The following is a 24,102-nucleotide window of genomic DNA, read 5'->3' as shown; positions in this document are numbered from 1 at the left end:
CGGCGTACGGAGGTGCATGGACGCCAGGCTTCCTCGGGGCGCCAGAGGGGAGCGCCTTCCGGCGTGTCCGCGGGGCCCTCCGGCACGCGGCCCCACCCTGGCACATCGGGGAGGGCAAGTCCCATGGTGGGGGAGAGGGAGACGACCATGGCACTTCCCAAGCACCTGGACGACGCGGCCGACAGGCTGCACGAAGCCTTCGCACGAATCGAGGACGCTCGCGCGAAGCCCACGAGCCCGGAGAGTCTGCACGAGTGGCTGGCCGCGCTCACAGACTACGCCCAGGCCTTGATGGACCTGCACGAGTACAGCAACGAGTCGGTCCACGAGAAGCTGCACGTGCTCGCGGGCCTGCTCAAGCTGAAGTCCTTCCCGGAGGAGCCCCTCAAGAACCTCGAGCCCGAGGAACCGCGGACGCCATCGGGAGGCATCTGAGCGGGCTCGTCACGCTCCGCGCCGCGTGGGCATGCCGCCGAACGGCCACGTGAAGCCGGGGTACTGGATGAGCTCGGGTGCCTTACGGCCCTGCCAGCCGAGGGCCTCGCCGGGGCGCATCAGCAGCGCCTGCGGCCCGTGCCCCACTTGTCGGCGCACCTGCTTGAGCCGCTCGGGGTAGGGGTCTGCGTCGGGGTTCTCGTCCAGGGTGCTGGCGCCACTCACCGGCTCGCCAGGGTAGCCCGGGTAGCGCGGGCCCATGCCCTCGCGCCAGTACCAGGGGGCGCCCCCGTCGGCACATGGCACCACGTAGCGCGCGCCGAGCAGCTCGCCATAGTGCAGGGCCTCCTCCGGCCCGGCCATGAGCTGCTGCGGCTTCACCAGTGATTCCACGGGCACGTCGACCAGGTAGGCGTCCAGCGTGGTGTAGCCGAAGAAGAGGGGCTCGAGCCGGAAGCCGCGCACCCCGCAGAAGAGCACGTCCACGGGCGCCTCCTTCTTCAGTGCGCGGCAGACGGCGCGCATGTCCCCGCGCACGTCGTGCCCGGCATCGGCGAAGAAGGCCGCGGAGAAGCCCGGCGCGCGCACCAGCCAGGTGTTCCCCTCGTTGAAGAGGTCCGGGTAGAGGCCCTCTCCGTCGGTGGGCTGCTCGCCGTAGAAGGGCAGGGCGCGCACGGTGATGTCTCCCACGAGCCGCTCCTCGCCCCATCGCAGCGCCTCGACGCGGGTGTAGCCGAGCTGCTTCAGCCGCAGCACGCAGTCGGTGGAGAAGAGACTCTCGCGCTCCACCGCTGGGACGAAGAGGCGCGTGTCACGCGGCAACTGCAGCAGCGAGCCCAGGTGGAAGTGGTCCCCATGCGAGTGGGTGATGACCACCGCGTCCACTCGGCCGAGGTCTCTCGGCTGCATGGGCGGGTAGTCCGGCCGGTCGAGCTGGCTGGCGGGGCGGAAGTACGGGTCCACCAGGACGCGCGCTTGGGTGCTCGACACCAGCACGGTGTTGTGGCCGACGAAGAGGGCGCCGGGGGCGGGCACCTCCACGGGGCCCTCGTGGCGCACCAACCAGCCCGCGCTGGACATGTCCGCGAGCAGCTCGCCCACCGCGGGCACGGCTGAGAGGGCGCGCAGCTCAGCCCGGGTGGCTCCGCGCGCCAGTGAGGCGAAGAGCTCGGCGAGGGCCGGCCACTCGCGGGCCTTGACGGGGAAGTCGAGCCCCAGCTCCTCCTGGCGCAGGTGGAGGATGCGGGGCTTGTGCTGCGCCGCGTTGGGGAACAGTACTTCGGGGCGCAGCGGGCGCCGGCCTCCACGCCGTCGGCCCTCGCCGCAGAGCGCGGCATAGCCGGGCGTCTCCTCCAGCCAGCGCACGAGGGCCTTCGCCTCGCGCAGGGAGCGCTCCGGGCCCAGCTCGGCGAGCCGTTGCTTCAGGGGTGCATGGGCCTGTCGCACGGGGCGGGCGGTGGGGCCCTGGATGCTGCAACCCAGGTCCTCATGGTGCTCCGCCTCGGTACGGGCCGAGGCGAGGACGGCGAGGCTGACGCCACGGTGGAGGGTGAGCCGCATGGAGGGTGCTGCTAGCAGGGGCGCGGTGCAGGTGGCCAGCGTATTCACGGACCTGCTTGCTCGCTCCCGTGCTTTCCGATGATGCTCCGCGCGCGACCGGGACGGTGGGCCAGAGGAGTGCGGCTGGCGTCCGGTGAGCTCTACGTTCCCGTCAATTCTTGTGGAGGGGGAGATGAACAGTTTTCTCAGGACGATTCCCGTCGTGATGACGGGGTTCCTCCTGCTAGGTGCCGCGGGGCCAGAGGGCGCACGGACTTTCAGTCCGTACCGGCGCTACAACAGCAACGCCTTCGTCCACGGCAACTTCAAGCCCTTCTTCCAGAGGCAGTGGAAGCCCACTCCCAATCCGCCACCGGGGGATGGTTCCTCCGTGCCGCCGTTGCTGCTGCCGCTCTCGGTGTCCTCGTTCCGCATGGATGGTCGCTCTCCCATCATGCCCAAGCGGATCGCCGAGGGCGCGAGGGACCTCGAGTCGGAGCACCGCAAGGCGCTCGAGGACGCCCTGGTGCAACTGCTCCATGGGTACGAGCATCTGCTGGAGCAGCAGGATGCGTCGCAGCTCAAGCACAACCTTGCCGGGGCCTTCAACCACCTCTTCATGTCCTCCTACTACGCGCTCAGGGACGGCCAGGAGCTGAACGGAGCGCAGCAGCGGTCCATGCTGGCGCAGCTCAACGCGGCTATCGCCATGGGCCTCAAGGAGCGGCGCCTGTCGGATCGTGACAAGCAGGAGCTGTACGAGTCGGTGGTGCTCTCGGGCTCCATCATCCTCGGGCTCTACAACGAGGGGCGCGACACGGGGCGCCCGGAGCAGCAGAAGCAGGCGCGCGAGCTGGCCAAGGAGTTGCTGGAGCAGATGATGGGCCTCCGCATCGAGAAGGTGTGCCTCGAGGACACCGAGGTGCGAATCTGTGATTAGCGTGCCGGGGCACGGAGTCCTGATGCCGTGCTGCTGCGCTGACGCGATAGGGGGCCTGCCTCAGGCTCGCGGGTAGAAGGCGAACGCGCCGTAGCCGACGACCTCGCTCTTGTCACCGGCGGTGTCTCCGGAGCTGCGCAGGTCGAGCAGCTCGGCGCTCAGGCCCCGGCGCCGGGCCACGAGCAGCAAGCCGTTGATGGCTGCGGCGCCGCACGCGCGATCGTCCTCGAGCGGCCCGTCGAGCTGGAGGATGTGGTCGGCCGTCTCGCGGTCCACCTGCCGGCCGATCTCATAGGGCAGGTAGTGCGACAGGTCCGAGCTGATGATGGGCAACACGTCCTGCGTCCAGAGCGCGTCGAGCACCTCGGCCACTTCTTCAGGTCGGGCGGAACCCACCACGAGCGGTAACACGTCGAAGTCACCCAGGACGCGTTGAAGGAAGGGAAGCTGCACCTCGAGCGAGTGCTCCTTGCGGTGAGCGAGCGTGGAGGCGGCGACATGGCGCGTGGCCTCGGCCCGCTCGCACAGGGTGCCATCGACGGCCACGTCTCCGAGCGGCGTGCGGAGGGCCTCGGCGTCCGGATGGGCCAACCCGTTCATCAGCACGAAGTGGCAGGGGCCGAGCAGCAGCACATGCCTCACCTTGCCCCTCAGCCCGCGAAGGCAGGCGTAGGCGCTCGCGGCCACCGGGCCCGAGTAGATGTATCCGGCATGGGGGACGATGAGCGCCGCCGGGGACAGAGGCGAGCAGGCCGGGGCCTGCTCCAACCACTGGTCCACCTGCTGGGCGAGGAGGGGAGCGGTGGCAGGGTAGAACGAACCCGCCACCGCGGGAGTGCGAACGCGAGCGGCCATGGTCCTTATACGGGTAGGGCCGCTCCGCGCTCAGCGCCAGGGGCGCGAGATGACACAGGCGTTGATGCCGCCCACGCCCATGGAGAGCTTGCCAGCGCAGCCCTGCGGCGCGGCCACCGGCTTGTCGAAGACGTAGCGGGGGTGCACGCGGCCGATCTCCTTGTTGAGCTCGGCCTCGGACAGCGGGGTGGGGAACATCTGGCCCCGGGCGTAGCCGAGGTACTGGGCCGTCAGCTCCCAGCCGCCGCCAGCGCTCATGCCGTGGCCGAAGGTGCCCTTGCGCGCCGTCACCAGCACCGTCTCGGGCAGCACCGTGCGCAGCGTCTCCATCTCCAGGTAGTCGCCCGGGGTGGCGGTGGCGTGCAGGTCCCAGCTCCCGAGCTCGGACGGGTCCACGCCCGCCTTGCGCAGGGCCTCGTGGATGGCCACGGTGGGGCCCTCCTTCGAGGGCGTGATGATGTGGTCCGCGTCCGCGGTGACTCCCACGGTGATGGGCTCCATGCCCAGCGGCTTGAAGCCCTTGGAGGTGAAGTGCTCCAGGTCACCCAGAATCCACACCACCGAGCCGCCGGCCACGTGCGTGCCACGCAGCTGCGTCAGCGGCTTGGACACGGCGCCGTCCGCGCTCACCACGCGCGCGTTGTAGAAGCCACCCACCGTGAGCGGGTGCGGCGGGGGATCCGTCATCCCCATCACCACCGCCTTGGCATCCCCGCTGGTGATGGCGTCGAGCGCCAGCTTCAGCCCGTAGCCGAACGAGGAGCACGCCGCCACCGGCGCGAACGTCATGCCGGTGAGCTTCCCCATCATCGAAATCTGCGACGCGGGGGTGTTGTGGATGTTCCAGAGAATCTCGGACGGCACCGCATTCCACGGCGGCTCGGGGGCGCCCCACTTCTTCTGCAGGCGCTGATTGCGCGTCCGCTTCTCCTTGATGACGGCCAGCTTGGCGGCCTCCACGTTGCCGCCTTCGACGCCCAGGCCCTCGATCTCCTTCTGCTCGGCGAGGTACTCGCGCAGCTCGGGGGACTGGCCGGCCCAGAAGTGCCACCAGGTCTCCTCCGCCACGTCCCGGTCGGCCTCGTCCACGGTGGAGGGCTCGGGAGGCAGGCCGGGCAGCGGCTCGCGCGTCTCCAGCCAGCGGCGCAGCGCACCGTTGCGCTCGGGAGAGGCCCAGAAGCGGTCCCACCGCCGCTGAGCGCGGTGCAGGTTCAGGGTGATGTCGTGGATGGTCGGCAGATCACCCAGGCCGGTGCCAACGTAGACGTGGGAGCGGGCCCCCAGCGCCTGCAGCTCCTGCTCCAGGCCGGGGTTCTGGCCCAGCGCCTGGATGAAGGAGCCGATCGCCATCTTCGTCGGCATGCCCATCTTCTTCTCGAGCTGGGCGAAGCGCGTGGCGGGGAAGCGCGCGTCAATCCACGGCTTGTACTCCGCGAAGTCGAAGTCCGGGTTGCCGACGAGGAAGTTGTCCGGACCGAAGCCGTTGAACGGGGAGAGCCAGCTCTCCGACGATGCGAGGTTCTTCTCGAAGGCTTCGATGTTCCGGGACCGGGGCGCGACCACTCCCCAGCCAAAGATTCCGACTCTGCGCACGTTGTGACCTCTGATTCTTGATTCGCCGCTGAACCGCGAGCAGCCGGTTACAGCGGTTCGATCTTCAGGTTGTCGAAGAAGAGCTGGGAGTCCCAGCTCGAGAACCCGAAGCGATCGTGACCCTTACCCTCGAGCTTCAGGGGGTCATCGAACTCCATGAAGGGCTTTCCATCGATGGACCAGCGTAGCAGCGAGCCCCTGCGCTCGATACGCCAGTGATAGGTGCGGCCGACTTCCACCGGGTAGGGCCGAGCCTCTACGCGCATGTGCGTGTTCTTCTTGAACACGCCCGTCTCCACCAGCCCCGAGCCCTTGCCGCCATTCTGCTCAGCCACCCGTCGGGCCTGCCGCTGGAGCGCGTCCAGCGAGGTGCCGTGCTCGTCCAACCGCGCGATGATGGACAGCGAGTTGTTCCACCCGCCGTGAATGAAGATGTACCCCGAGGCGTGGTCCGTGCCGTCGCCGAAGACCTCCGCCTTGATGTCGCCCTCCTGGGACTCGGAGCGCACATCGAACTCGATGGCCACGTTGGGAGGCAGGGCCGCCTGAAGCCAGAGCGGGTTGTTCTTCACGCCGGGGGACAGGAGCTGCCCGTTCACCACGCGCCAGTGGCCGCCGGTGGAGAAGAAGTCGCGCTCCACCACGGACGGATCCGAGAAGTCCTGGCTGTAGGGGACGGAGGCGGTGGTGGCCGCCTCACCGCGGAAGAGGGCGTAGTGGATGAGCGGGAACTGGATGGCGAGGATGACGACGGCGAGCACCGCCCAACCCCGTCGCGACAGCCCCTCGGGCTTCTTCCAGGCGACGGTGGCCTCGGCGTCCGCGTTGGGAGCGCCATCGCCCTCGGGGCCCTGCGGCTCCCGGGTGTCGAGGTTCTTCTCCTTGCGTCTGGCCTGGCCCATTGTCGCTCGTCCCCAGGGGGGTGGAGGGGGCGCGGACTGTATGCGCGGCCCCAGTGGAGGTAAAGGCTGCTCCCGGCCGCCTACTTACCACCCCGGGGAGCGCTCCAGCGCTTCTCGGTGGCTTTCAGCTCCGCCTGGCGGATCTTCAACCGCTGGCGCTCGGCGTGCTGGCGCTCGGCCTCCTCGGGCGAGGGGCGCACGGCAATCTGATAGACGCTGCCGGCGATGGCGAAGAGGCCCGCGGCGATGATGATGCCCCAGGGCTGGCTGGCCATGGCGCTGACGAGCCCTCCAAACTGATGCAGGGCCGCCATGGCTCCGATGACGAGCAGCCAGCCGCCGAGGATGGAGGCGAGGATGGCCGACACGTGGCGGTGCAGCACCGCGGCCACCAGCCCGCCGAGGATGAGGCCGGGCGCGAAGCCAACGAGGAAGTCGTTGGGCCCAGCGATCTGTCCACCCAGCAGGCCAATGGGGATGCCCACGCCGAGGTAGACGATGGCAGGCGGGAAGATGAAGCCCAGCGCCGCGAGCACCGCGGCGGCGGCGGCGGGAAGGCGCGGGTCGCCCGCCACGCCGAACTTCGTGAGCAGCACGCTCGTCCAGCCCAGGCCGATGAGGGCGCCCATGGGCCCCGCGATGATGCGGAAGATCCGGCCGCCCCCGAAGAGCAGCAGCCCGAGCCCTATCACGCAGCTCACGATGCCGGCCCACATGGGCATCAGCCGGTAGATGGCCACCCAGCCGGCGGGGTTGAACGTCTGGTAGGCCTTGAGGGCTTCGAGGTACGAGTCCACGACGGTGTCCTAGTAGCGCGTGGCGGCGAGCACCACGAGCAGCACGAGGATGACGGCGGCCACGAGGGCGAAGCCGAAGAGAGAGCGGGACGTGGTGGAGCGGCGCAACAGCTCCTCGGCCTGAGCCTTGTCCTCCGGGCTGGGATTGTCCGCCAGGATGCGCTCGGCCTCATGCCGGGCCGCGACCACGTCCCCCGAGTCCTTGAGCTTCCACGCCGCCTGCATCCGGGGGGAGGCAGGATCCTTCGGCGTTTGTCCGCCTTTCGCCATGGGGCCTCTCTATAGCGGGGAATGCAAGGGCGCGTCGACGGTATATAGAAACCCCATGCCCGTGCGCCCCCTCAGCCGTCGAACCCTCCTGCTCGGGAGCGCGGCGCTCGTCCCATTGCTGTCCGGACGTGCGCGCGCCTTCGGAGAGAAGAGCCGCTTCATCCCCGCGGTGGCCCGGCACGGCGGCCGCTGGGACGCCCGATTGTCGGGGCTCCGACGAATTACCTGGGAGCTGCAGCGGCGCACCTCGGTGGAGGTGCTGCCGGACGCCCGCCCCTTCGCCCTCTCCAGCCCGGACCTCTTCGACTACCCCTTCCTGTACCTGGGGGGCGATGGGGCCTTCCCGCCCTTCAGCGAGGCCGAGGTGGAGAACCTGCGGCGTTATCTCACCTTTGGCGGGTTCCTCCTGGCGGACGCCAATGACGGCAGCGATGGGGAGGGCTTCGACGCCAGCTTCCGCCGCGAGATGGCGCGGGTGCTGCCTCAGAGCCCGCTCACCCCGGTGCCCTCCGGCCATGTCGTCTTCAAGAGCTTCTTCCTGCTGGACTCGGCGCCGGGCCGGTTGCTCAACAAGCCACAGTTGCTGTCGGCGAACCTCGGCAAGCGGGCGGCGGTGATGTACTCGCAGAACGACCTGGCCGGGGCGTGGAACCGCAGCGAGATGGGGGACTACGAGTTCGACGTCTCCCCGGGCGGTGAGCCCCAGCGCGAGCTGGCGGTGCGGCTGGGGGTGAACCTCTGCATGTACGCCCTCTGCCTGGACTACAAGGACGACGCCGTCCACCTGAACCTCATCCTCAACAAGCGCCGCTGACATAAGGCCCCTGACTCATTCATGGACACCACCCCCTTCAATGCCTGGAAGCTCGTCAGCCTTTCGCCGCTGCCCGTGTGGGCACTGGTGCTGATGGGCGTGGGACTGGTGCTCGGCGTGGGGCTGGCGGCGTGGGGCGTGCGGCGCGAGCCGTCGCGGCTGCGGCGCTGGGCCCTCTGGACGTTGCGCGCGGGCGCGGGCCTGGCGGCGCTCTTCTTCCTGCTGGAGCCCGGCATCCGCAACCTGCAGGTGGCGCGGATGAAGAACCGGCTGGCCGTGCTGGTGGACCGCTCGGCCTCGATGAACTTCCCGGTGGAGCCGGGAGGGGTGACGCGCTCGGCGCAGGTGGCCGCCTTCCTGGAGAAGGCCGCGCCGGGGCTGGCGGGGCTGAACGACCGGTACACGGTGGAGGTGTACGGCTTCGACCCGGAGCTGTCGCCCACCTCGGCCGAGGTGCTGGCGAAGGAGCCGGCGCGGGCGGGCACGTCGGATCTGCTGTCGGCGCTGCGCTCGGTGGGGGCGGGGGCCCAGGGGGCGAAGAAGCTGGGTGGCGTGCTGCTGGTGAGCGATGGCGCGGACAACGTGGAGCTGGCGGGAGGCGCGGTGGGCCGGGCGCGAGCGGCGTTGGCGGACCTGAACGTGCCGGTGTCCACCTTCCTGGTGGGCCGCGAGGCGCTGAAGGATCTGGCGGTGGAGCGGGTGAAGGTGGACGACTTCGCCTTCGTGCGCAACTCCATCACGGTGGAGGTGGAGGTACACGGCCGTGGCTTCTCGGGGCAGGACGTGCCGGTGGTGCTCAAGCAGGAAGGCAAGGTGGTGGCGAGCAAGACGGTGCGCTTCGAGTCCTCGGACGATGTGAAGCCGGTGGGCTTCACCTTCACGCCGGACCAGACGGGGCGCTTCGTCTACACGGTGAGCATGCCCGTCTTTCCGGACGAGGCGGTGGGAGACAACAACACCCGCTCCTTCGTGCTGAAGGTGATTCGAGACCGTGTGCGCGTGTTGCTGGTGGTGGGCCGGCCCTCGTGGGACGAGCGCTTTTTGCGCGGGTTGCTGCGCCAGGATGCCAACGTGGACCTGGTGTCCTTCTACATCCTGCGGACCATGTCGGATGACCCGGGCGTGGTGAGCCAGGAGCGCGAGCTGTCGCTGATTCCCTTCCCGATGGAGGAGATCTTCGACACGAAGCTGGACACCTTCGACGTCGTCATCTTCCAGAACTTTGGTTACACGGACACGTCGCTGTCCATCGCCCAGTACGAGCGCAACCTGGAGCGCTACGTGCACAACGGCGGAGCGCTGGTGATGATTGGCGGGGACAGCGTGCTGGGCGAGGGCCGCGCGAGCATGCCCACGCTGTACGAGACGCTACCGGTGGAGGGAGCGGGCCCGGCCAACGTGGAGCCCTTCAAGGTGCGCCTGACGCCCGAGGGAATGCGTCACCCGGTGACGGCGATGGCCTCGGGAGGGGCGAGCACAGAGACGGTGTGGGCGGACCTGCCAGCGATTCCGGGAGCCAACCAGACGCGGGCGAAGCCGGGGGCGACGGTGCTGATGGACCACCCGTTCATGACGGTGGACGGGAAGAACGCGCCGCTGGTGGCGGTGTGGGATTACGGGCGAGGCCGGTCGATGGTGGTGGCCACGGATGCGAGCTGGTACTGGGCCTTCACGGCGCACAAGGGCGGTTCGCCCAGCCGCGCGTATGACCGGTTCTGGGGCAACGCGCTGCGCTGGCTGGTGAGGGACCCGGACCTGACGACGCTGAACGTGACGGCGGATCCGCCCTCGGTGGAGCCAGGCAAGGCGGTGGGCGTGGTGGTGTCCTCGAGGACGTCGGACTACCAGCCGGCGCAGGACGCGCAGGTGAGGGTGGAACTGGTGGCGGTGGAAACGCAGAAGCCGGTGGCGGTGCAGACAGGGCAGACGGGCCCGGACGGCGTGGTGCGGCTGGAGTTCGCACCGCCGGCGCCGGGGCCGTACAAGCTGGTGGCCACGGCGAAGAAGGGCGAGACGGACCTGGGCAAGGGTGAGGACGCGGTGGCGGTGCGAGCGGTGGGCCCGGAGCTGTCGGACGCTTCGGTGCGGCCGGAGCTGATGGAGCAGATCGCGAAGTACACGGGAGGCAAGGCGTTCCGGCTGCCGATGGATGGGCTGCCGGATGACGTGCCCCTGTTGGACCCGCCGGTGGTGGAAGTAGGCCGGGCGAAGGACAGGCCGCTGTGGGACCGCTGGTATTACCTGGTGGCGCTGGTGGGGCTGCTGGGCACCGAGTGGTTCCTGCGCCGCCGCTTCGGGTACGTGTAAAGAATCACGCCTGAAGCACCCCTCATCAGGAACCAACCCAGAAGAATCACCCCTCTCCCTTCGGGAGAGGGACAGGGTGAGGGTATCGGAAGGACGTGGGTTCAATTCCTGCCGCCCTCACTGCTCCAGGTCGAGCCGGAAGAGTGACGCGCGGAGCGGGGACCTCTGGAACAGAGCGAGCATTTCCCAGGAGTGCACCAATGAAGCTCTACTGGGAAGTTGCCATGACAATTGTTTACATCGAGCGCGCAAAATGAGAGCGAGTTTCGTCATTGGCAATGGGGTAATCCTGGGGCTGCTGGTGGCGTGCTCTGGCAAGAGCCCTTCGGCGCGGACGGAGAACGCTCGTTCCGAGTTGGAGCAATATTTCTCCTGCGATGTCCGGGTCGTTGCTGTCCGACCCGGGCTGTGCAGGGTTTTCGAGACGCGGATGGCCAAGGAGTCCGCGGACTTCATGTACGCGTTCCACACCCTGCGCTGCGGCCAGCGTGAATCCATCTGCGCCCAGGAGGTCTCGTGCGATTGCAACCAGACCCTCCCCGCTCATTCCTGCGAGCCGGAACGGGCGGAGCACTGGCCTTATGAGGAGGGCAGGCTCTACACCTCTCAAGAGCGCACGCGCCTCGAGAGGCAATCACCCGATCCCACGAAGAGCCAGCTGGGCCCCAAACTCATCGATTTCGAAAATGGGGGCTGTGAAACCGCCACATCGGTAGATCCTCCTGAGTACGGACGCTGTGAGGTGAGAGGGGTTGCAATCACTGGAGAGCAATCACATCACGTCTTCCGCTCGTTGGAATTGGGAAAGACCCTTGATATCTGCGGCATCCCCGTGGCCTGCGAATGCGAGGGGTAACCCGCCAGCGGCTCCCAAGAAGTAAAAGCCCTCGTTTGAGCTTCCCGCCTCTTACGTCCCATGCCAACCCCTCTCTTCCGCGTCGCGCTCCTCCTGCTTCTCCTCACGGGCTGTCGGGCGGCTCCGCCCATCCCCCAGTCCCCCGATCTCGAGGTCGAAAAGCTCCTGCAGAGGCTCCGGGCAGCTCCTGACGATGGTCTGGCCACGTACGAGCTGGCCGCGCGCTACGCCGTGTTGGGGGAGAAGGAGCAGGCGCTCCGGTGGCTGGAGCGGCTCGAGTCGCTGCGTTGGAGCTTCGCGCTTGGAGATCCTCACTTCGGTGCGCTCGCGCAGACGCCGGAGTACCGCGCGGTCGCGGCGCGGCTCGCTGGCCTCCAGCCGCACGTGGCCCGCAGCCGCCCCGCCTTCACCCTCTCCGAGAAGGCTCTCACCCCTGAAGGCATCACCTACGATGCAGTCACTGACACCTTCTTCGTGAGCAGCATCCGCAAGCGCAAGGTGGTCGCCATGGCCCGGAATGGCCAGCTGCGTGACTTCACGGCCTCGGGGCAGGACGGCCTCTTGGGCGTGCTCGGCATGAAGGTGGATGCTGCGCGTCGCCACCTCTGGGTGGCCAGCTACGCCAGCAGGGGCATGGAGAACGCGAGGCCAGAGGAGCGGGGACACTCCGGACTCTTCCAGTACGATCTGCGCTCCGGCGTGCTGCTTCGCAAATTCCCCCTGGGCAACCAACCCCGTGCGAACCTGCTCAATGACATCGCGCTGAGCGCCTCGGGAGATGTCTTCGTGACCAACAGCGAGCGGGGCACGGTGAGCGTCCTACGCACGGGAACAGAGGCACTCGCCCTGCTCATGCCCGAGGGGACGCTGCCCTATCCCAATGGCATCGCCCTGTCGGAGGATGGGGCTCGGCTCTACGTGGCGCACGCCCACGGCATCGCTTCGGTGGATACTTCGACGGGGCAGCACACCCCCGTGCAGGCGCCGCCGGGCGTGCTGCTGGCGGGCCTCGATGGACTGTCTGCCTACCGAGGCAGCTTGATTGGCATACAGAACGGCTTCGGACGGGGGCGTATTGTCCGCTTCCATTTCGGCGCAGACCCCACCCGTGTGGAGCGCGCGGAGATCCTCGAATCCGGCAACCCGCTGTTCGACATCCCCACCACGGGCACGGTGGTGGGCAATACCTTCGTCTACATCGCCAACAGCCAGCTTCGCAGGCGGGGTCCTCAGGGTGAGCTCCTGCCCCCGGAGCAGCTCGACGAGACCGTGCTGCTCCAGGTCGAGCTGGGAGAGTGACGCGCGATAGGGGCCTCTGCCCGTCATCGAGGCGAGCGGCGGGGATGGTTATGAGGCCGCAGGCGCGTGGGCGCCCAGGAAGCGCGCAACGCGTGCGCGGAACTCGTCGCGGTGAGTGCGGAATCCCGCACTCCGGCCGGGTTGCATCGGTTGAGCCATGGTCAGGGGAAAGGGCCGCCACCACACTCGAAGCTGATGCAAGAGTAGGTGCAGAGGCTCCACATGTTCGAATCATTCGGGTAGCGCTCGTAACAATCCATGGAGCAGTTCTCCTGGCAGGTCCCTCCCGACATGCTCGAAACCGGAGCTCCTGACAGGGCGGCACCCACTCCGCGACGGCAGACCCAGCCCGGGTCGCAGTAGTAGCCCGTCGGGCACTGGCCTTCTTCATCACACGGCAGAAGCATTTCTTCGACGTCACCATCCCGTGACTCGTGGCTGCCCGGCTCCGACACCTGCGCCGGCTCCAGGGTCTCTTCCGCACCGCCACAGGCGCTCACCGCCAGTGCAACCGCAACGAATGCCGCGCTCAGCCATTGGCTCTTCATGTGCGACTCCTTGTTCGGGCTCATGGAGATGAGCCGACGAGACCGAAAATGATGCAGACAATACGCGGGCTGCCCGGCAAGACCGATTCGGTGTCCGCCCCCTGGTGCGCAAAAGTAAATGGAATCAAACACTTCCATCGTCGCTGCGCACAGCCTTCAAAGGCACGCTGGTCGTGGTCGACTGCTCCAGGCCGAGTTGGAAGAGTGACTTCGCTGCGGGCCTGGGTTCCAATCCGCGCCCATGCACGCGCTCTCGCTCCGTGAAGACCGGTTCCTGGAAGTGCTCCGGCGTCTCATCGCCATGACGCCGAAGCTGCAGAACAACCCGAGCGCGGGGCTGGTGCCCGAGGAGCGGCTCGCCGCGCAGGTGGTGCTGGAGACGCTCGCACCGCACATCCAGAGTGGCTTCATCCAGGCCGAATCGCTGGCGGCCTCGGGCAAGGAGTCGCGGCCCAGTCTGGTGCTCACCGTGAAGGGCACGGGCGAGGGGGCGCTCGGCTTCGTGGGCGCGCACTTCGATGTCGTCCCCGCGGACGAGAAGGGGGAGGGCTGGGAGCGCAATCCCTTCGCGCTGTGGGAGGGGCCCGGAGGTGTCCTCTACGGGCGTGGTGTCACCGACTGCCTGGGCCACGTGGCGGTGCTGACGGACCTGCTGGCGCAGCTCGCCGAGCGCGGTGTGCGCCCGCGCCGGACCTTGAAGGTGGTGCTCATCTCCAATGAGGAGTCCTCGGACCTGCCGGGCCTGGGCCTGACCTACGTGGCCGAGCAGGGGCGGCTGAAGGACCTGGCGGGCCAGCCGGTGTATTGGCTGGACAGTGCCAACTTCGGCCCCACGTTGGGCACGGGCGGCATCTCGCTGTGGGAGCTGAAGGTGACGGGAGTGGGCGGGCACTCGGGGATGCCGCAGAACTGCGTCAACGCGCTGGAGCTGGGCATGGCCGCGTCGCTGGAGCTGGCCCGCTGGTTCCACGCGCGCTTTCCCCCCACGCAGGACGAGAAGACCTGGGGCTTCCTGTCCTCGTCCAGCCTCAAGGCCACCGTGGTGGAGGGCTCCAACACCAAGGAGTCGAAGATTCCCGCCGACGTCACCCTGCGCGGAGATCTCCGCCTCACGCCCTTCTACGACATGAGTGAGGTGCGCAAGGCGGTGACGGACTTCATGCGCGAGCTGGACGCCCGCCTCGAGCGCGATGAGGTCATCCCCGGCTTCCCCCGCACCCGCACGGCGGCGGGGAAACGCGGCTCGCTCGAGTTCCGCTTCCAGGGTGGCGGCATGGAAGGCATTGCCTGTCGGCTGGACTCGCCGGGCCTCCAGGCGTTGAAGGAGGCGATGCAGGCGGTTCGCGGCGTGGCGCCCACGCCTTTCTCGCTCACCGGCTCGCTGCCACTGGTGAGGGACCTGCAACGCCAGGGCTGCGACGTGCAAATCACCGGTTTCGGGGAGATGGCGTACTACCACGCGCCCAACGAGCAGGCCCGGCTGGAGGACTTCCGCCAGGGCTTCTCCATCCTCCGCGAGCTGCTCGTGCGGCTGTGAGCCGATGGGGCGGCGGGCCTCAGTGTGCGGTGGCCTCAGCCCGCATCGCTCGGACCGCGTCCTGCTCGGACAGGCTCGTGGGCGGCTCGGCCGGATTGTTTCGGGCGATGCGCTGGGCCAGCAGCTCGGTGAGCGGTGCCAGGATGTTGAAGTGCGTGCCTCCTGGCACAGCGACGAATCGCACGGGCGCGTCCTTTGAAGCCTCGCGCAGCTCATCGAAAGCGAAGGTGTTGCCCTTCTCCCCCTCGAGGATCAGCGTCGGCACGCGGATGTACTCCATGAAGACCACCGGGCTGCGTATTGCCAGCTCCTTGCCTTCGGCGCGATCCAGCGCGGTGCCCGTCTCCCCATAGTAGGAGACAGCGACGGGACCGAAGGCGAAGACACCTCGCACGCGGGGCCCGCTGGCCGCGGCGAGCAGGGCCATCGTCCCACCGGTGCTGTGGCCCCCGAGGTAGATGCGCTCGGGGTCCACGTCGGGGCGGCGCGCCAGGAACTCGAGCGCGGCGAGCACGTCGTCCACCTCGCCGAGGAAGTACTCGCGGGAGCCGGGATTCCCGCTGCAGCCGCGCAGCGCGGGCATCATCATCACCAACCCCGCCTCGCGGAACGCACGAGCACTCTGGTCGTTGCTGCGAGGCCTTGCCTCCCAGGCGCTCGCGTCGATGCCCCAGTTGAAGCCGCCCTGAATCCACAGCACGGCCGACCGTCGGGGCCCCTCGCGAACCGGGGTGACGTAGGCCACGTTGTTCCCGAGCGGCGCGGGATACATCACCTTCTCGAACACCCCTGGCGGCGGCGGCGGGGCCGGCTCATGGTCGGTGGGTGCGTCCTTGAGCTGCGTCTGGAAGGCTCTGCGCGCCTCCGCCACCGGGTCCACGGTCTTCTGGCTCTGGGGAGCGGGGGACGGCGTGGGAGCCGGGGCGGGGCTCGCGGGCTCGTTCTTGCGGCAGGCGCCGAGCAGGAAGAGGGCGAGCAACGACAGGGTGGGAACGGAGCGGGACAGGGTCATGGAAGGCCGCGGAGCATGACCTGTCCCGGTGTGGAGGAGAAGTGACTCGGGGCGTGGGGCTCAGAGCTGTGGAACACCCAGTGTGTAGTGTAGGCCTTATAGATGTCGTGCGCGCAGGCGCGAGACAGCTCGCCTTCGCCGCCGGCACTGTTCGCCCGGTAGCGCGCCAGGAGCATGTACTGGCTCTTTCCTGCCTCCACCCATGGGTAGAACCCGAACGCCCCGGGCGAGGAGTGGCCCGACACCTTCCAGGTTCCGCTCACGAGCTCGCGCTCCAACCAGTGTCCGAGCCCGTAGTACGCCTGTCCTGTCACCCAGGGGGTGTACGCCACGCCGGGGCCACCGGGCCATGCGGGCACGGCGTCCGCATTCAACCTCACGGACATCGCGTACTGGTTGGTGAGCAGCTTCTGCAGGAAGACGCGGTAGTGCTCGGCGCTGCCCCAGAACCCGCCGGCCACCGCCACGGCGCCATGGGACTCCGGCAGGCTGGTGCCGAGCTGACCATTGAGCCAGTCGATGACGCTGGCCAGGCCCGTGCCCAACCTGGCCCCCATGTCATCCAGGGCGAGCTTCTGCATGTGCCCGCCGTCGTAATAGAAGTTGCCGTCCTGGAGGAGGCGGTACGAGACGTCCTTGTAGCTCGGGCCGTAGCAGTCCGAGACGGTCGTCCCCGCGTCTCCACAGGAGGTAACGGTATTGCCGCTCTCGAGGTAGCCGCTGGTGAAGTTGAGCTGCTTCTTCTCGGCTGCGCTGAGGTTCGCGTAGCCCTTGGACTGCACGTAGGCGCTCGCGTAGAGCCACTTGCTCGCCGAGGCGAGCGGCATCACCGTCGTCTCCGACACGGTGCTGCCTCGTGAGAAGCCGAAGAGCTTCGCCGTCCCGTTCCCCACCTCCCAGTAGAAGTCCCCGAGCGACGTGCAGTCCGGTGAGGCGTTGGCTGTGTCCACCGCCGCCTGCTCGTACACCGTCAGGGCCGCACGGACCATGCCGGGGGTCGTGTCGGGCGGTCCTTCGAGGCTGTCACCTTCAGGTCCACAACCGGTGAGACCCGCCGTCAACAACCCGCCTGCCAGGATGAGGCCCCTCTTCCATGTCTGCGTCACTCTAAATTCCTCCGTGAATGGAGCCTCCAACACGGAAGGGGGCGCAAGGTTGCGCGCGAAGCGAAAAAATTGTGCTCGAAAAGCGATGAACGAAATCGGGAGTGCTTGAGCGGTCAGCGCGCCTGGAACACGTTTTGGAGCTCACAGCGATGGTCCAGGAGGACTCATGAAATACGTTGACGGTTTCATCCTGCCGGTACCCAAGGACAACGTGCAGGCCTATCGCCGCATGTCGCAGAAGGCGGGGAAGATCTGGATGGAACACGGTGCACTCGAGTACATCGAGTGCGTTGCTGACGATGTGAAGCCGGGAAAGCTCACGTCGTTCCCGCAGAGCGTCAAGCTCAAGCCGAACGAGACCGTGGTGTTCTCGTGGATCGTGTTCAAGTCGCGCGCTCATCGCGACCGCGTCAACAAGAAGGTCATGGCGGACCCTCGCCTGTCCTCCATGATGAGCCCGAAGGACATGCCCTTCGACAGCAAGCGGATGGTCTACGGCGGCTTCAAGACGATCGTCGAGCGTTGAGCGGCTCGACTCCCAGGGAAGACCGCTCGCCTCTTCACCGTGTCCGGGCGGCCTTCCCACCTATTAGGTGAGATGAATAAATGAGCGGGAAACCGGAGCGTCCGTCCGTCGGGCTGGGGGTCATCATCCAACGAGGGGAGGAGATCCTCCTGGGCCAGCGCAAAGGTTTTCAGGAGGGCTATTACTCCATTCCTGGCGGGCTGCTGGAGACGGGCGAGACCTTCGAGCAGGGCGCCATCCGAGAGGTCCAGGAGGAGACCGGTCTGGAGTTGATCGACCCGAGGGTCATCGCCGTCACCAACAACCTCGAGACCTTCGGGCAGACCGGCAAGCACCACGTCTCGGTCATCCTCTACACGAACCAGTTCCGGGGAGAGCCCCGGGTCATGGAGTCCGACAAGTGCGTGGGCTGGAGCTGGTTCGATCCGCGCCGGCTTCCCGAGCCCCACTTCGAGGCGAGCAGGCGTGCGGTGACGTGTCTTCTCAAGGGAAGCTTCTACGAGCGTGATTGAGGAATGACGCAACGGTCTTGCACTTCACGAACGGTGCGTGTTGATTGCGCCGCCAGCGGAGGCCCTCCCCGGCCTTCGTGACACATGTCTCAGGACATCGTCATACGGAGGGGTGCAATGTCGAAGTTCGTTCGTGGAACGGTTTTGTCGGGTGTGCTCGCGAGTCTTCTGCTGGCTCCGGCCATGGGCGCAGCGCAGGGCCGTACGTCCGTGAAGGTGGGCAACGGCAACGTGGAGGTCAAGACGGGCGACACCGAGGTGAAGACCGGTAGCTCCGGGACGCGCGTCCGGACGGGTGGTACCGAGGTGGAGGCACAGGGCGACGAGGAAAGCGCGAGCGAGCAGGGCGAGGAGAAGTCGGGCGACGCGCAGATCGAGATCTCGGGTACGGGCAGTCAGGAGACGCACCGTTGCTCGCCGAAGACCGCGGTGAGCATCAGCGGCAGCGGCAACGAGATCACGCTGACGGGTGAGTGCAAGAGCGTGAGCGTGGAGGGTGCCAGCAACACGGTGAAGGCGGAGGCCGTCGCCGCCATCAGCGTGGAGGGCGCCGACAACACGGTCACCTGGAAGCGGGCCGTGGGTGGCAAGAAGCCCAAGGTGAGCCGCACCGGCACCAACAACAAGGTGTCGCAGGCGCGCTGAGCCCTGGGCGCTTCGGCTGGAGCGGAACAGGCACCCGAGGGCGCGCCTCGGCTCTCGGGTGCCTCCCGGCCTCAGCGGTCGGCGAGCTCCAGGAGCTTCGTGACCGTGTTCCAGTTGCGGGCGGTCGGGGTGACTCCCAGGCGCGTTCCGGTGAGCACGGTGGCCAGCTTCGATTCCCCGATGCCCTTTGGAAAGCGGGCGTAGATCTCGCGCCCGACCAGGCGGAACTCGTCCGGCAGGTATGCCGCTGGATCGATCGCCTCGAGCCGCTTCGGCTCCGGTACGTCGGACAGAAACGTCACCAGGAACTGGGAGGGAGCGTCCTCGGCACCAGGAAGGGGGTTCGCCTTGATGACGGCGGCCAGCTCGTCCCTCGTCCGGAGGACGACGGAGACCTCGAAGCCGAACTCCTTGGCAATGGCCGTCTCGAGCTGCTGGATGACCTTCGCCGGGTTCTTCTCCTTGCTCGTGAACACGGCGTTGCCGCTCTGGAGGAGCGTGGCGACGTCGGTGTAGCCGAGCCCTTCCATCAGCTCCCGGAGCTGCGCCATCGGGACCTTCTTGTTCCCACCGACGTTGATTCCGCGCAGCAGCGCGACATACCTGGCCATGAGGGGGGGTCCTAGCACACGCGGGACCTGCGCTATCATCCCTCCATCCATGAGAACGACGCGCCGACAGTTCCTCCGCGATTCAATGCTGGCAACGGTGGCCATGGCGGTGGGCTGCCGCTCCGGAGCGGAGTCCGCGTCACAGGCTCCCGCCTACATTCCCACGTCCGACCGGACCGTGGTGCAGACGTTGGCGGGCGTCCCGACGACGGACGGGGCGGGCGTGCAGCTAACGCGCGTCATCGGGCAGTCCGCGCTGCGCAACCTTGATCCGTTCTTGATGCTCGACCGCTTCCACTCGGATGATCCGAACGCGTACATCGCTGGTTTCCCGTCCCATCCGCACCGCGGGTTCGAGACGGTGACGGTGATGCTCGATGGGCAGATGCGCCATCGGGACAGCCAGGGGAACTCGGGGCTCATCCGGGGTGGAGGCTCTCAGTGGATGACAGCGGGGCGAGGCATCATCCACTCCGAGATGCCGGAGCAGGTGCAGGGGCTGATGTCTGGCTTCCAGCTCTGGCTCAACCTGCCGGCGAAGGAGAAGATGTGTCCTGTGTTCTATCAGGACCTCGGGCCGGAGCGGCTCGCTGAGTCGATGCTCTCGTCCGCGGGGAGCAGGATGCGGGTCATTGCTGGCGCGCCGAACGGTCTCGCGGGCCCCGTGCGCGAGCGCCCGACTCAGCCAACCCTCCTCACCCTGACGTTGGAGGATGACCAGCCCTTCGAGCTCGAGCTGCCGGAGGGGCACACGTCCTTCGCGTTCGTCTACAACGGTGAGGTCAGCTTCGGTCCGGAGGCGAAGACGAAGCCGGTGCGTTCGGGCAACCTCGCCATCTTCGGTCCGGGCAAGCGGCTCCGTATTCGCGCGACGAACCAGCGGAGCGCGGTGCTCGTTGCCGCAGCCAGTCCGCTTCGGGAGCCCATCGTCCAGCGCGGTCCTTTCGTCATGAACACCGAGGCGGAGATCCAACGGGCCATCCAGGACTACCGGAGCGGCGTGCTGGACAAGGGGTAAGCCGGTTTCTGGGCCACGTCCCTGAATAAATGGCCAGAGCCCACGTCCACGGCTCTGCTCATTGGTTCTCTTGCTCGCGTCCTACTGCCCCATGCGTTCCCATCCCCTGATTTCGCGCTTCTCCCTGCTCTTCGTGCTCGTGGCCTCGAGTGGCTGTAACACCGCGTACCGTGAGGCCATGGCCCAGGCCAAGGAGGCGGCGGTGCGCGGTGACTTCATGACCGCTGCCCGGGCCTACCGGAGTGCCTGTGCCGCCGCCCCCGATGACAAGGACGCGTGTGGCCGCTTCCCCATCTTCGCGCAGAAGGCGACGGACCAGGCCCTCGAGTCCGCGCGCCCTCCCTGCGAGGCGGGGGAGCTCGACCGGTGCCTCCCTCCGCTCGTGGCCGCCAAGGATCTCATTCCTGACCACGTTGAAGTGAATGCGCTGCTCGTGAAGGCCAGCAAGCTCCACGTGGAGCGCTGCTCCAAATGGCAGGCGGAGGGCCCGCTGAGCACGGCCGTGGCTGGTCTGGCCTGTCTCCAGTCCCGTGGTCACCAGCTCCCCGTCACCAGCTACCAGACGCTGATCACGGAGAGCGCGGCTCGGCTCGCCGCACGCTTCGCGGAGCTCGCCACCACCGCGCGGAACGAGAGCTCGCACGGTGCCTCCACCGTGCTGATGTCCACGGCGCAGTGCCTCTCTCCCGGCTCCGAGACGGCCTCGCGGACCCAGCAGGCCCGCCAGAGCTTCCTCGTCCAGAGTTCCATCCCCGTCCTGACCCACCTCGACGGCAGGATGTCGCCCCGGATCGCCAACAGCCTCTCCGACCTGTGTGAGCGCATGTCCTCGAAGTTGCCCTCCTGGGCGCGGTGCGTAGCGTCCACCGGAACGCAGCCCGGCCAGCCGGATGTGTTCCAGGTCTGGGTGGATGCGCTCATCCAGCGCGCCGTGCAGACGGTCTCCGAGGACGTGCAGAATCTGGATTACATCAGTGGCACGCGGCAGGTCTCCAATCCCGAGTACGACAGGGCTCAGGAGCGCGTCGAGCACGCCGAGCGCGCCCTCAGGCGGGCCGAGAAGGAGAAGGAGAAGAAGGCGGCCGAGTGTGAGAGCGAGAAGCACTCGCACGAGGCGAGCTGTGTCGGCTGCCCCAAGCCCTCCGACAAGAAGACCGCCTGCGAGGAGGCCGACAAGGCCGCTGACGAGTACGTGAGCTGCTCCAGTGAGCTCTCCGCGGCGCGCCAGAACCTGTCCGACACCCCCGAGACGGTGCTCGAGGACGTGCACGACACCTTCACCTACTCCGTGTTCAGCTACCAGTGGTCGTCGGACTACCGCTTCACGCTCCAGTCGAGCACGCCGTCCAGTGAGCCTTCCGGGGGCGCGGGCTCGCTGCGCTTCCAGGACGAGGAGCATGTGGGCTTCAGGCCCGCCGGGCTCTCGGCGGATCCGCTGGTGGTTCCGAACGAGCAGGCCTATGCGGATGCCTTCGTCTCGCAGCTCACGCCCTACGTGGTGGCGGCGGTGAAGCGGGACGCCGAGGCTCGCGGGGCCTGGCGCCGGAGCCAGTGCAACACGCTCCCGGCGGACTGGAGCACCCCCTGGGTGCAGTGCTGGGCGGAGTCCGCGCTCTGGTCCGTTGGACAGGAGCCCCAGGCGAGCGAGTTCCTCAATATCCTCGCCACCAGCGCCGGTGCGACCTCGATGCCTGTGTGCCGTTGAGCACGCTTCTCCTCCGTGGGGTCTCCCCGGGGGAGCCGCGGGTATTACATTGGAAGGGTGAACACGCTCCCCCTTCCCGCCATGGCACTCGAGGCCGCCCAGTCGGCGGAGGCCGCACGCAGGCAGATCTCCCGCTGTGAGGCGGCCTTTGCCGAGCTGGGTGAGCGGTTGCGTCAGCGGCCTCCGCGTTTCGTCGTCACCTGCGCGCGCGGCAGCTCCGACCACGCGGCCAGCTACGGCAAGTACCTGATTGAGACCACCCTGGGGCGCGCCGTGGCCTCGGTGGGGCCGAGCGTGGCCTCGGTCTACAACACCCGGGGTCTCGAGCTGCGGGAGTGCCTCTTCATTGCCGTCTCGCAGTCCGGCCGCAGTCCCGACCTTCTGCGTCTGACGGAAGCGGCTCGCGCGGGGGGCGCGCTGGTCCTCGGCTTCGTCAACAACGAGGACTCTCCGCTGTTCTCCCTGTGCGACCTCGGGCTGCCGCTGTGCGCCGGCCCCGAGCAGAGCGTCGCCGCCACGAAGTCCTATATCCTCTCAGGGCTTGCGTTCCTGCAGTTGGTGGCGCACTGGTCCGGAGAGTCGGTGCTGCGGGATGCGGTCTCGGTGCTGCCGCGGGCGCTGGAGGCGGCGCGGGAGTTGGATTGGTGGCCGGCGCTCAAGCGGCTCACGGAGGCGCGCAACCTGTTCGTGCTCGGGCGGGGGATGGGTCTTGGTGCGGCACTCGAGATGGCGCTGAAGTTCAAGGAGACCTGCCGGTTGCACGCGGAGGCCTTCAGCACCGCCGAGGTCATCCACGGTCCGCTCGCCCTGGTTGGCCCCGGTTTCCCCGTGCTGGCCCTGGGGCAGGAGGACAGCTCGGCCGAGGGCACGCGGAGCGTGGTGCGCCGCATGGTGGAGTTGGGGGCGGATGTTCTCTCGGTGCTCGAGGTGCCGGGGGCTGAGCCGTTGCCAGTGGTTTCGGGTGTACCGAGCGTTATCGCGCCCCTGTGCCAGGCGCAGAGCTTCTATATGTCGGTCCATCGGCTGGCGGTGGCGCGCGGACTGGACCCGGATGTTCCCGCCCACCTGCGCAAGGTGACGGAGACGGTGTGATGAGACAGGTTCTGGTTGGGGCACGGCTCTTCACCGGTGAGCGGATGCTCGATGGTCATGCGGTGGTGGTCGAGGGCGAGCGCATCCGCGCCGTGGTGCCTGTGGACGCAGTACCAACCGATGCCCAGATTCAGAGGTTGCCCGAGGACGCGCTGCTGGTGCCGGGCTTCCTCGATGCCCAGGTCAACGGGGCTGGCGGGGTGCTGTTCAATGACACGCCCACGGTCGAGGCTGCGCTCGCCATTGCGGCGGCAGCCCGGCGCTCTGGCACCACGGGACTGTTGCCCACCTTCATCACCGACGAGCCGGGGAGGATGCGTCAGGCCTGCGAGGCCGCCGTCGAGGCCATGGCCCGTCCTGCCAGCGGGGTTCTCGGCATCCACCTGGAAGGACCCTTCATCAGTGGCGAACGGCCGGGCGTGCATGAGTCGCGGTTCATCCGCGTGCCCGATGCCGGGGACCTCGACTACCTGGGCGCTCTGCCGGCGCGTCTGGCAGGGCAGGGCGGGCGCCTGGTGGTGACGTTGGCGCCCGAGTGTGTGGACGATGCTGTCATCCAGCGGCTCACCTCGGCGGGGGTGGTGCTCTCGGCGGGCCACACGGCGGCGACCTATGAACGAACGCGTGAGGCCCTGGTTGCTGGCGTGCGGGGCTTCACCCATCTGTTCAACGCCATGCCGCCCGCCCAGAGTCGTCAGCCGGGCCCCGTGGTGGCCGCCCTCGAGGCCGACGAGGCGTGGTGCGGTGTCATCGCCGATGGCATCCACGTCCACCCGGCGATGCTGCGCCTGCTCTTGCGGGTCAAGCCACCCGGCCGGGTCTTCCTGGTCACCGACGCCATGCCTCCGGTTGGAACCGAGGTGACCTCGTTCACGCTCTATGGCCGCACCATCCTGCGCCGCGAGGGCCGCCTGGTGACCGAGAACGGGACGCTGGCGGGTGCCGATATCGACATGGTGTCGGCGGTGCGTAACTGCGTCCGTCTTCTCGGGCTGCCTCTCGAGGAGTGTCTGCGCATGGCATCGCTCTATCCCGCGAGCTACCTCGGGTTGGACGGACACCTGGGTCGGGTGGCGCCGGGCTATCGCGCCGATCTCACGCTGCTCCGGGCGGAGCTCTCAGTGCTTGCCACCTGGGTGGGCGGTCAGCAGCAGCAGCACTGAGCTTTTTCGGGGAACCCGGG

The 24,102-nt window shown here is 67.9% G+C and carries 24 protein-coding genes; 14 read left to right on the top strand and 10 right to left on the bottom strand.

Translation table 11 applies throughout. The annotated features are described in order from the left end of the window. Positions 1 to 147 precede the first annotated feature (147 nt). Entirely contained in the window at positions 148 to 435 is a 288-nt protein-coding gene (locus OV287_RS43400) for a hypothetical protein (protein WP_267539925.1), read from the top strand. A gap of 9 nt (positions 436 to 444) precedes the next feature. Here the strand turns inward: OV287_RS43400 and OV287_RS43395 are convergent, their stop codons facing one another. Next, positions 445 to 1,995 (bottom strand): MBL fold metallo-hydrolase, encoded by a 1,551-nt coding sequence (locus tag OV287_RS43395; protein WP_267542542.1) that lies wholly within the window; start codon positions 1,993 to 1,995, stop codon positions 445 to 447. 172 nt (positions 1,996 to 2,167) lie between these two features. Here OV287_RS43395 and OV287_RS43390 point away from each other — a divergent pair, with 172 nt between their 5' ends. Next, positions 2,168 to 2,914 carry a DUF6683 family protein gene (locus OV287_RS43390; protein ID WP_267539924.1) on the top strand — a complete coding sequence of 249 codons (747 nt, stop codon included), beginning with the start codon at positions 2,168 to 2,170 and terminating at the stop codon, positions 2,912 to 2,914. 60 nt (positions 2,915 to 2,974) lie between these two features. Here OV287_RS43390 and amrB read toward each other — a convergent pair whose 3' ends face one another. The 5 genes from amrB to OV287_RS43365 form a co-directional block, all read right to left on the bottom strand. Then, positions 2,975 to 3,769, bottom strand: coding sequence for an AmmeMemoRadiSam system protein B (amrB, locus tag OV287_RS43385; protein ID WP_267539923.1), 795 nt, complete (start codon positions 3,767 to 3,769; stop codon positions 2,975 to 2,977). A gap of 30 nt (positions 3,770 to 3,799) precedes the next feature. Continuing rightward, positions 3,800 to 5,362: a beta-ketoacyl synthase N-terminal-like domain-containing protein gene (locus OV287_RS43380; RefSeq protein WP_267539922.1), complete on the bottom strand. Its 1,563-nt coding sequence runs from the start codon at positions 5,360 to 5,362 to the stop codon at positions 3,800 to 3,802. Between the two features lie 47 nt (positions 5,363 to 5,409). Next, positions 5,410 to 6,264 carry a hypothetical protein gene (locus OV287_RS43375; RefSeq protein ID WP_267539921.1) on the bottom strand — a complete coding sequence of 285 codons (855 nt, stop codon included), beginning with the start codon at positions 6,262 to 6,264 and terminating at the stop codon, positions 5,410 to 5,412. Positions 6,265 to 6,344: 80 nt separating this feature from the next. Beyond that, a complete protein-coding gene (locus OV287_RS43370; RefSeq protein ID WP_267539920.1) occupies positions 6,345 to 7,061 on the bottom strand; it encodes a hypothetical protein in 717 nt (238 codons plus the stop codon). 9 nt (positions 7,062 to 7,070) lie between these two features. Further along, the gene (locus tag OV287_RS43365) at positions 7,071 to 7,331 is read right to left on the bottom strand and encodes a molecular chaperone DnaJ (protein WP_267539919.1); all 261 of its coding nucleotides are present in this window, start codon (positions 7,329 to 7,331) and stop codon (positions 7,071 to 7,073) included. A 55-nt stretch (positions 7,332 to 7,386) separates the two neighbouring features. Between OV287_RS43365 and OV287_RS43360 the strand changes: the two genes are divergently transcribed. From OV287_RS43360 to OV287_RS43345, 4 genes are all read left to right on the top strand, one after another. Further along, a complete protein-coding gene (locus OV287_RS43360; protein ID WP_267539918.1) occupies positions 7,387 to 8,145 on the top strand; it encodes a DUF4159 domain-containing protein in 759 nt (252 codons plus the stop codon). 21 nt (positions 8,146 to 8,166) lie between these two features. Next, positions 8,167 to 10,452, top strand: coding sequence for a glutamine amidotransferase (locus tag OV287_RS43355; RefSeq protein WP_267539917.1), 2,286 nt, complete (start codon positions 8,167 to 8,169; stop codon positions 10,450 to 10,452). Positions 10,453 to 10,882: 430 nt separating this feature from the next. After that, positions 10,883 to 11,308 (top strand): hypothetical protein, encoded by a 426-nt coding sequence (locus OV287_RS43350; protein ID WP_267539916.1) that lies wholly within the window; start codon positions 10,883 to 10,885, stop codon positions 11,306 to 11,308. A 60-nt stretch (positions 11,309 to 11,368) separates the two neighbouring features. Beyond that, a complete protein-coding gene (locus tag OV287_RS43345) occupies positions 11,369 to 12,607 on the top strand; it encodes a hypothetical protein (RefSeq protein ID WP_267539915.1) in 1,239 nt (412 codons plus the stop codon). A gap of 161 nt (positions 12,608 to 12,768) precedes the next feature. Here the strand turns inward: OV287_RS43345 and OV287_RS43340 are convergent, their stop codons facing one another. Next, positions 12,769 to 13,155 (bottom strand): hypothetical protein, encoded by a 387-nt coding sequence (locus OV287_RS43340; RefSeq protein WP_267539914.1) that lies wholly within the window; start codon positions 13,153 to 13,155, stop codon positions 12,769 to 12,771. 241 nt (positions 13,156 to 13,396) lie between these two features. On the opposite strand from OV287_RS43340, the gene OV287_RS43335 reads away from it, so the two are divergent. Beyond that, positions 13,397 to 14,692: a M20/M25/M40 family metallo-hydrolase gene (locus OV287_RS43335; protein ID WP_267539913.1), complete on the top strand. Its 1,296-nt coding sequence runs from the start codon at positions 13,397 to 13,399 to the stop codon at positions 14,690 to 14,692. A gap of 19 nt (positions 14,693 to 14,711) precedes the next feature. Here the strand turns inward: OV287_RS43335 and OV287_RS43330 are convergent, their stop codons facing one another. Next, entirely contained in the window at positions 14,712 to 15,704 is a 993-nt protein-coding gene (locus OV287_RS43330) for an alpha/beta hydrolase family protein (protein WP_267539912.1), read from the bottom strand. After that, complete coding sequence (locus OV287_RS43325; protein ID WP_267539911.1) at positions 15,701 to 16,810, bottom strand: hypothetical protein; 1,110 nt, start codon at positions 16,808 to 16,810, stop codon at positions 15,701 to 15,703. Before OV287_RS43325 ends, OV287_RS43330 begins: the two co-directional genes overlap by 4 nt. A 166-nt stretch (positions 16,811 to 16,976) precedes the next feature. Between OV287_RS43325 and OV287_RS43320 the strand changes: the two genes are divergently transcribed. From OV287_RS43320 to OV287_RS43310, 3 genes are all read left to right on the top strand, one after another. Continuing rightward, positions 16,977 to 17,336, top strand: coding sequence for a DUF1428 domain-containing protein (locus tag OV287_RS43320; RefSeq protein WP_267539910.1), 360 nt, complete (start codon positions 16,977 to 16,979; stop codon positions 17,334 to 17,336). Positions 17,337 to 17,416: 80 nt separating this feature from the next. After that, positions 17,417 to 17,848 carry a nucleotide triphosphate diphosphatase NUDT15 gene (locus OV287_RS43315; RefSeq protein WP_267539909.1) on the top strand — a complete coding sequence of 144 codons (432 nt, stop codon included), beginning with the start codon at positions 17,417 to 17,419 and terminating at the stop codon, positions 17,846 to 17,848. 117 nt (positions 17,849 to 17,965) lie between these two features. After that, positions 17,966 to 18,493, top strand: a complete 528-nt coding sequence (locus tag OV287_RS43310; RefSeq protein WP_267539908.1) for a DUF3060 domain-containing protein — start codon at positions 17,966 to 17,968, stop codon at positions 18,491 to 18,493. Positions 18,494 to 18,564: 71 nt separating this feature from the next. Here the strand turns inward: OV287_RS43310 and OV287_RS43305 are convergent, their stop codons facing one another. Further along, a complete protein-coding gene (locus tag OV287_RS43305) occupies positions 18,565 to 19,104 on the bottom strand; it encodes a DUF1697 domain-containing protein (protein WP_267539907.1) in 540 nt (179 codons plus the stop codon). Between the two features lie 49 nt (positions 19,105 to 19,153). Here OV287_RS43305 and OV287_RS43300 point away from each other — a divergent pair, with 49 nt between their 5' ends. From OV287_RS43300 to nagA, 4 genes are all read left to right on the top strand, one after another. After that, the gene (locus tag OV287_RS43300) at positions 19,154 to 20,122 is read left to right on the top strand and encodes a pirin family protein (protein ID WP_267539906.1); all 969 of its coding nucleotides are present in this window, start codon (positions 19,154 to 19,156) and stop codon (positions 20,120 to 20,122) included. Between the two features lie 91 nt (positions 20,123 to 20,213). Next, positions 20,214 to 21,827, top strand: coding sequence for a hypothetical protein (locus OV287_RS43295; RefSeq protein WP_267539905.1), 1,614 nt, complete (start codon positions 20,214 to 20,216; stop codon positions 21,825 to 21,827). A gap of 57 nt (positions 21,828 to 21,884) precedes the next feature. Then, a complete protein-coding gene (locus OV287_RS43290; protein WP_267539904.1) occupies positions 21,885 to 22,919 on the top strand; it encodes an SIS domain-containing protein in 1,035 nt (344 codons plus the stop codon). Then, positions 22,919 to 24,082, top strand: a complete 1,164-nt coding sequence (gene nagA, locus OV287_RS43285; protein ID WP_267539903.1) for an N-acetylglucosamine-6-phosphate deacetylase — start codon at positions 22,919 to 22,921, stop codon at positions 24,080 to 24,082. The genes OV287_RS43290 and nagA overlap by 1 nt, the downstream gene beginning before the upstream one ends. The last annotated feature ends 20 nt before the right edge of the window (positions 24,083 to 24,102 follow it).

The organism is Archangium lansingense (assembly GCF_026626635.1).
In the GTDB taxonomy this organism is placed as follows: Bacteria; Myxococcota; Myxococcia; order Myxococcales; family Myxococcaceae; genus Archangium; species Archangium lansingense.
Note: the sequence above shows the minus strand (reverse complement) of the source record. Positions and strands in the feature narration are given on the sequence as shown.